The sequence below is a fragment of the Mesorhizobium sp. M7A.F.Ca.US.005.03.2.1 genome, assembly GCF_003997795.1.
Lineage (GTDB): Bacteria > Pseudomonadota > Alphaproteobacteria > Rhizobiales > Rhizobiaceae > Mesorhizobium > Mesorhizobium ciceri.
Genome location: NZ_RZRP01000341.1, coordinates 1 through 6,318, shown reverse-complemented (window position 1 = coordinate 6,318; position 6,318 = coordinate 1). Strand labels below are relative to the sequence as shown.

Here is a 6,318-nt window from a genome sequence, read left to right as displayed (position 1 = left end):
GTGCTGTCCTATGAATTCGCCATGGTCCGCCGTCACCGGCGTCGCTTTGTCGTCTGGTGGGAACGGCGTCGCCGGCCCGATTGACCGCCGATAGCGCAAGGTGGTGTTTCAGTGGGCGGCCTGCTCTTCCAGTGCCTCACGGATCTGCTTGAGAACAGCCGCGGCCGAGGCAAGCCTTGCCCTGTCATGCGGCGACAGGATGCGTTCTTCTCCCATCAGGCTATGCTTAACTGTCCGCTAATAAAGCGGTCCGATGATTTGCCGGACGCCGTCCGGACTGACGCGAGGAAACCGTTCGGAATGCAAGGTGGCCGCTTGACGGCATTTTCGCCGCAACCTATTGGAACCGGGTGGAACGCCGGGAGCAATGAGGCCTCGTGGCGGAGTGGTTACGCAGAGGACTGCAAATCCTTGCACCCCGGTTCGATTCCGGGCGAGGCCTCCAATGCCCGGGCCCCCGCGCGGCAGCGCAGGGGCCTGAAGTTCCTGACACAATGGACCGCGGTTCTGGCGCGGCAAGCGGACTGGTTGGGACATGAGCGCTGATTTCTCCGAACTACGCGTCAAGATGGTCGACGGCCAGGTCCGCACCACAGATGTGACCAGCGCGCCGCTACTCGATGCAATGCTTGTCGTCCCAAGAGAGATGTTTGTCGGCGCCGCCCAGCGCGATCTCGCCTATATCGACGAGGACATCCGCATTGCAGCCGGCGCGGACGGTTCGCGCTACCTGATGGAAGCGTCGCCGTTGGCCAAGCTTATCCAGCTGGCCGAGATCAACCCGACCGATTCGGTGCTCGATGTCGGTTGCGGAACGGGCTACGCCTCGGCCATCCTGTCGCGGCTGGCCGGGTCCGTAGTGGCGCTCGAAAACGATTCGGCGCTGGCGGAAACCGCCAGATCGACGCTTTCGTCGCTTGGCTGCGGCAATGTGACCGTCGTCCAGGGCGCGTTGCCGCAGGGGCATGCCGCCAAGGCGCCTTATGATGTTATCTTTATCGGTGGCAGTGTCGCGGAAGTGCCGGCCCCGTTGCTCGACCAGCTTGCCGAAGGCGGCCGACTCGTCGCCGTCGAAGGGCAGGGCAATTCCGGCGTGGCCCGTCTCTTTTTCAAGGCCGGGGGGGTTGTAACCGGAAGACGTGCATTTAATGCGGCAATTAAGCCACTACCGGGGTTTGAACGCATTCGTGCTTTCGAATTCTGAATGATTTGGCCTTGCAGCAGAGGCTTTGTCATGGTCGCTTGCATTTGAACGATCGCTGCTGATGCCAAACTGGGGGCACTTTGGGGGTGAGCAGCAGGGAACACGAACACGCGGCGCCGGCTGATCTATGAGAGAAGCAGGCGCGGCGCGGTTCCCATGGAAAACGAATGAGGGTTTAACCGTGCCGTCTTTACGCAAGTCACTTTTCACCGCCGTCCTCGTTTCGGCGACCATGCTGTCCCCACTGGCCGCTTCAGCCGAAACCATCTCCGGCGCGCTTGCAAAGGCCTACCAGTACAATTCTTCACTGAATTCGGCCCGTGCCGGCGTTCGCGTCACCGATGAGGGTGTCGCCATCGCCAAGTCGGGCTACCGCCCGGTTGTCACCGGCTCGGCGGATATCGATTATTCGAGCAGCCATCTCAACGGCACCAATTCAAGCGTGCGGCTGACCACCGGCAATTTTGGCGTCCAGATCGACCAGACGCTGTTCGACGGCTTTCAGACCAGGAACAATGTTGCTGCCGCCGAAGCACAGGTCCGGGCCTCGGTCGAAAGCCTGCGCAACACCGAAGAGGGCATCCTGTTCAGCGCGGCGCAAGCGTATATGAACGTGATTCGCGACCGGCAGGTCGCTGTGCTGACCGAGCAGAACCTGCAGTTCCTGACCGAGACGGCGCGCGCGGCGCGTTCGCGTTTCGAAGTTGGTGAAGGCACACGCACCGATGTCGCCCAGGCCGACGCCTCACGCGCCGCCGCCGTCGGGGTGGCCTCGAACGAGCATCCGGCCATCCTTGCCACGCAGCATCTGGTCGACGCCGCGGCGTTTTCGGTGAAGTCGGCCGAAGGCGCGCTGTTGCCGCAGCTGTCGGCTTCCGCCGGCGTTTCGAGCGCCTATCGCAATACCTCGCCTTTGCCAGGCGTCGGTTCGCAGGATGGCACGACCAATTCGGCCAGTGTCGGGGCAACGCTGACCATCCCGATCTATTCAGGTGGCCGCACCTCGGCGATCGTGCGCCAGAACAAGGAATCACTCAGCCAGGCCCGCATCCAGGTCGACGTCAGCCGCGACCAGGTGCGCCAGGCCGTCACCGCCGCCTGGACCGAGTACACCGCCGCGCAGCAGCAGCTGACGGCCAACAGGCAAGTGATCGAAGCCGCGAAGCTGGCACTGAACGGTGTCATCGAAGAGCGCAATGTCGGCCAGCGCACCACGCTCGACGTCCTCAATGCGCAGGCGACGGTCATCACCGCCCAGATCAACCAGGCCGGTTACGAACACGATGTGGTGGTGGCGAGCTACGCCATCCTGCAGGCGACCGGCCGTCTGTCCGTCGACCGCCTTGGCTTGCAGGTAGCGAAATACAAGCCTGAAGAGCACTACAACGCGGTCAAGGACAAGTGGTACGGACTGCGCACGCCGGACGGCCGCTGAGGCGTTCGGCCTGAACTGGCCGTGTTCCCTGCTTGAGCAGGATCTTTCGCGCTGCGGCTCTCGGGTTCAGATGGCGCTAATCTGTTGAAATCCCACAAGTCCCCAGATTGGGGATTCTCGTGCGGCGATCCGTCGGTTACGCTGTGGCCATGATTCGATCCGGCTCTGCCGGAGCGGAAAACCCAACAGGGGTCACAAGGGCGGCGGATGTGACGATGGCAACGGCAAGCAGCGCACAGCGCGAACCTTCCATGGAAGAGATACTGGCTTCCATCAGGCGGATCATCGAGGACAGCGACGGCGGCCGCAAGCAGCCGGGCGACGCCGATGAGCTGAGCCAGGATCTGGAGCGCGCGTCGAGCGTCTATGCAGCCCCCGACGTGGAAGCTTTTCGTGCCGACCTGCATGCCGCCCCCGAGGGCAGGAAGCCTGTCACGCTGGCGGAAGTCCAGTCACAGCTGCCGCCGGCCGAGCCGGTGGTGGCGCGCATGGAAACGCCGGTGCGCCCCGATCCCAGCCCGGCAAGGCCATCGATGACACTCGCCGAGGTCAGCGCCCGCGTTGCAGCGGAGCCAATCACGGCTGAAGCGCCAATATCGCGTCCTGTCGCCGACGCTTCCATCGCCGATTGGCGTCGCGAGATCGCCGCGGTTGGCGAGCAGGCCAGGGCGGTGTCGGACCGGAGCGAGGCACGCAAGACGGCTGCCCAGCCGTCGATGGAGGCTCCAGGGGATGAACCAACCGCGAAACCGGCTACCGAGCCGTCTCGTCCGGATGCAAGCGTGGTGCGGCCGGTGGCGGCCAGCGACGCGCCGCGTCCGGCGATCGTTTCCGAGCACACCGGCCGTCAGGTCGCGGCTGCCTTTGGCGAGCTTTCCGACGCGTTTGCCAGCCGCAGCAAGAAGACATTCGACGACATGGCCGAAGAGATGCTGCGGCCGATGCTGCAGGATTGGCTGGACAACAATCTGCCGACACTGGTCGAAAGACTGGTGCGCGAGGAGATCGAGCGCGTGGCGCGCGGGGCGCAGTAGCTGCCCATGCCGATTGCTAGAGGAAACGGCGCCTTCGTGGCGCCGTTTGTTTTGGCGAAGTCGTTGTCGGCAGGACGACGGATCGCTTTCCGTTGAAATGACCAAGGCCGCGCCTATCTGGTTGTGAGGGTCCGAGACAGCCCTTGCGGTTGACTTGGCCAAAACCTTCCGATTTACACCGGACCAGCAAAACTCCCGACAGCGCGGACCATTTTCCCATGCTTGAAAAGACCTACGACGCCAAAACCGTCGAGCCGAAGATCGCCAAAGTCTGGGAAGAGGCCGACGCGTTTCGCGCCGGTGCCGGGGCCGAGGAGGGGGCGGAGGCCTTCACCATCGTCATCCCGCCGCCGAACGTCACCGGCTCGCTGCATATGGGACACGCGCTCAACAACACGCTGCAGGATATATTGGTGCGCTTCGAGCGCATGCGCGGCAAGAACGTCCTGTGGCAGCCGGGCATGGACCATGCCGGCATTGCCACGCAGATGGTGGTCGAGCGGCAGCTGATGGAAAAGCAGATCCATCGCCGCGACCTGACCCGCGAACAGTTCATCGAGAAAGTGTGGGAGTGGAAGGCCGAATCCGGCGGTGCCATCTTCAACCAGTTGAAGCGGCTCGGCGCCTCGGCCGACTGGTCACGCGAACGCTTCACCATGGACGAAGGCCTGTCCAAGGCGGTGCTCGAAGTGTTCGTCACGCTCTACAAGGAAGGGCTGATCTACAAGGACAAGCGTCTTGTGAACTGGGACCCCAAGCTGCTCACCGCGATCTCCGATCTCGAGGTCGAGCAGCAGGAGGTCAATGGCAATCTCTGGCACTTCCGCTACCCCGTCGAAGGCAAGGTCTTCGACCCGGAAAACCCGAAAACCTTCATCACCGTGGCGACGACGCGCCCGGAGACGATGCTGGGCGATACGGCCGTCGCGGTGCATCCCGACGACGAGCGCTTCCGGCATCTGGTCGGCAAGAACATCGTCCTGCCGATCGTTGGCCGCAGGATTCCCGTGGTGGCGGATGAGTATTCCGATCCGGAAAAAGGTTCGGGCGCGGTCAAGATCACGCCGGCGCACGACTTCAACGATTTCGAGGTCGGCAGGCGCCACAAGCTGCCGGCGATCAATATCCTGACCACGGAGGCGGCGGTAAGCCTCAGGGACAATGAAGATTTTCTCGCCGGCCTCGAGGTGACGCCGGAGCGCCAGGCGGTCTGGGACGAACTCGACGGCCTCGATCGCTTCGTCGCGCGTAAGAAGATCGTCGAGCTGATGGAAGAGGGCGGCTTCCTCGAAAAGGTCGAGCCGCATCGCCACGCGGTGCCGCATGGCGATCGCGGCGGGGTGCCGATCGAGCCATTCCTGACCGAGCAATGGTATGCCAATGCGGCGGAACTGGCCAAACCGGCGATCGCTTCAGTGCGCGAAGGTCGCACGAACTTCGTGCCGAAGAACTGGGAAAAGACCTATTTCGACTGGATGGAGAACATCCAGCCCTGGTGCATCTCGCGCCAGCTCTGGTGGGGTCATCAGATTCCGGCCTGGTACGGGCCCGACGGGCGCGTCTTCGTCGAGAAGACCGAGGAAGAGGCGCTGAGCGCCGCGATCGAATTCTATCTGGCGCTGGAAGGACCGTGGAAGGCCTGGGTCGAGGACAAGCTGGAGAACTTCAAGCCGGGCGAGATCCTGACCCGCGACGAGGACGTGCTGGACACCTGGTTCTCGTCGGCGCTGTGGCCGTTCTCGACGCTGGGTTGGCCCGATGAGACTCCCGAGCTGAAGACCTACTACCAGACCGACGTGCTGGTGACAGGCTTCGACATCATCTTCTTCTGGGTCGCCCGCATGATGATGATGGGCCTGCACTTCATGGACGAGGAGCCGTTCCACACCGTCTATGTCCATGCGCTGGTGCGCGACAAGAACGGCGCCAAGATGTCGAAGTCGAAAGGCAACGTCATCGATCCGCTCGACCTGATCGACGAATACGGCGCCGATGCGCTGCGCTTCACGCTGACGGTGATGGCGGCGCAGGGCCGCGACGTGAAGCTCGATCCGGCGCGCATCGCCGGCTATCGCAATTTCGGCACCAAGCTGTGGAACGCGACGCGTTTTGCCGAGATGAACGAGGTCGCGCGCAATGACGATTTCTGGCTCAACGACGCCAAGCTGGCGGTCAACCGCTGGATCCTCACCGAGCTGACGCGGGCGGCGCGCGAGATCACCGACGGCATCACCTCATACCGCTTCAACGAGGCGGCGGGCGCCGCCTACCGCTTCGTCTGGAACCTGTTCTGCGACTGGTACCTGGAACTGCTGAAGCCGGTGTTCATGGGCACCGACGAGGCGGCCAAAGCCGAAAGCCGAGCCTGCGTCGCCTTCGTGCTCGACGAGATCTACAAGCTGCTGCATCCGATGATGCCGTTCATGACCGAGGAACTGTGGGCGCAGACCGCTGGCGAAGGCAAGCAACGCCCCTCGCTGCTGTGCCATGCCACGTGGCCGTCACCGGACTTCGAAGACGCCGAGGCTGCAGCCGACATCAATTGGCTGGTCGACCTCGTCTCCGGCATCCGCTCCGTGCGTTCGGAGATGAACGTGCCGCCGGCAGCCATCGCACCGCTCGTCGTGGTCGGCGCCAACGATGTG

The 6,318-nt window shown here is 63.3% G+C and carries 4 protein-coding genes and 1 tRNA gene; all 5 read left to right on the top strand.

Going from position 1 to position 6,318, the window contains the following annotated elements; translation table 11 throughout:
- Nucleotides 1-371 precede the first annotated feature (371 nt).
- Nucleotides 372-445: transfer RNA gene (locus EN991_RS19290), tRNA-Cys, on the top strand.
- 90 nt (nucleotides 446-535) lie between these two features.
- Entirely contained in the window at nucleotides 536-1,204 is a 669-nt protein-coding gene (locus tag EN991_RS19285; RefSeq protein WP_024503837.1) for a protein-L-isoaspartate O-methyltransferase, read from the top strand.
- Nucleotides 1,205-1,385: 181 nt separating this feature from the next.
- Complete coding sequence (locus EN991_RS19280) at nucleotides 1,386-2,639, top strand: TolC family protein (protein WP_127369328.1); 1,254 nt, start codon at nucleotides 1,386-1,388, stop codon at nucleotides 2,637-2,639.
- A gap of 215 nt (nucleotides 2,640-2,854) precedes the next feature.
- Nucleotides 2,855-3,673 carry a PopZ family protein gene (locus EN991_RS19275; protein ID WP_127369327.1) on the top strand — a complete coding sequence of 273 codons (819 nt, stop codon included), beginning with the start codon at nucleotides 2,855-2,857 and terminating at the stop codon, nucleotides 3,671-3,673.
- A gap of 218 nt (nucleotides 3,674-3,891) precedes the next feature.
- On the top strand, nucleotides 3,892-6,318 hold a 2,427-nt coding region (locus EN991_RS19270; RefSeq protein WP_127369326.1), incomplete at its 3' end, for a valine--tRNA ligase.

Excerpts from the sequence above, each read along its gene's own strand:
- EN991_RS19285 (WP_024503837.1), top strand. The coding sequence starts at position 536 with ATGAGCGCTGATTTCTCCGAACTACGCGTCAAGATGGTCGACGGCCAG.
- EN991_RS19275 (WP_127369327.1), top strand. The coding sequence starts at position 2,855 with ATGGCAACGGCAAGCAGCGCACAGCGCGAACCTTCCATGGAAGAGATA.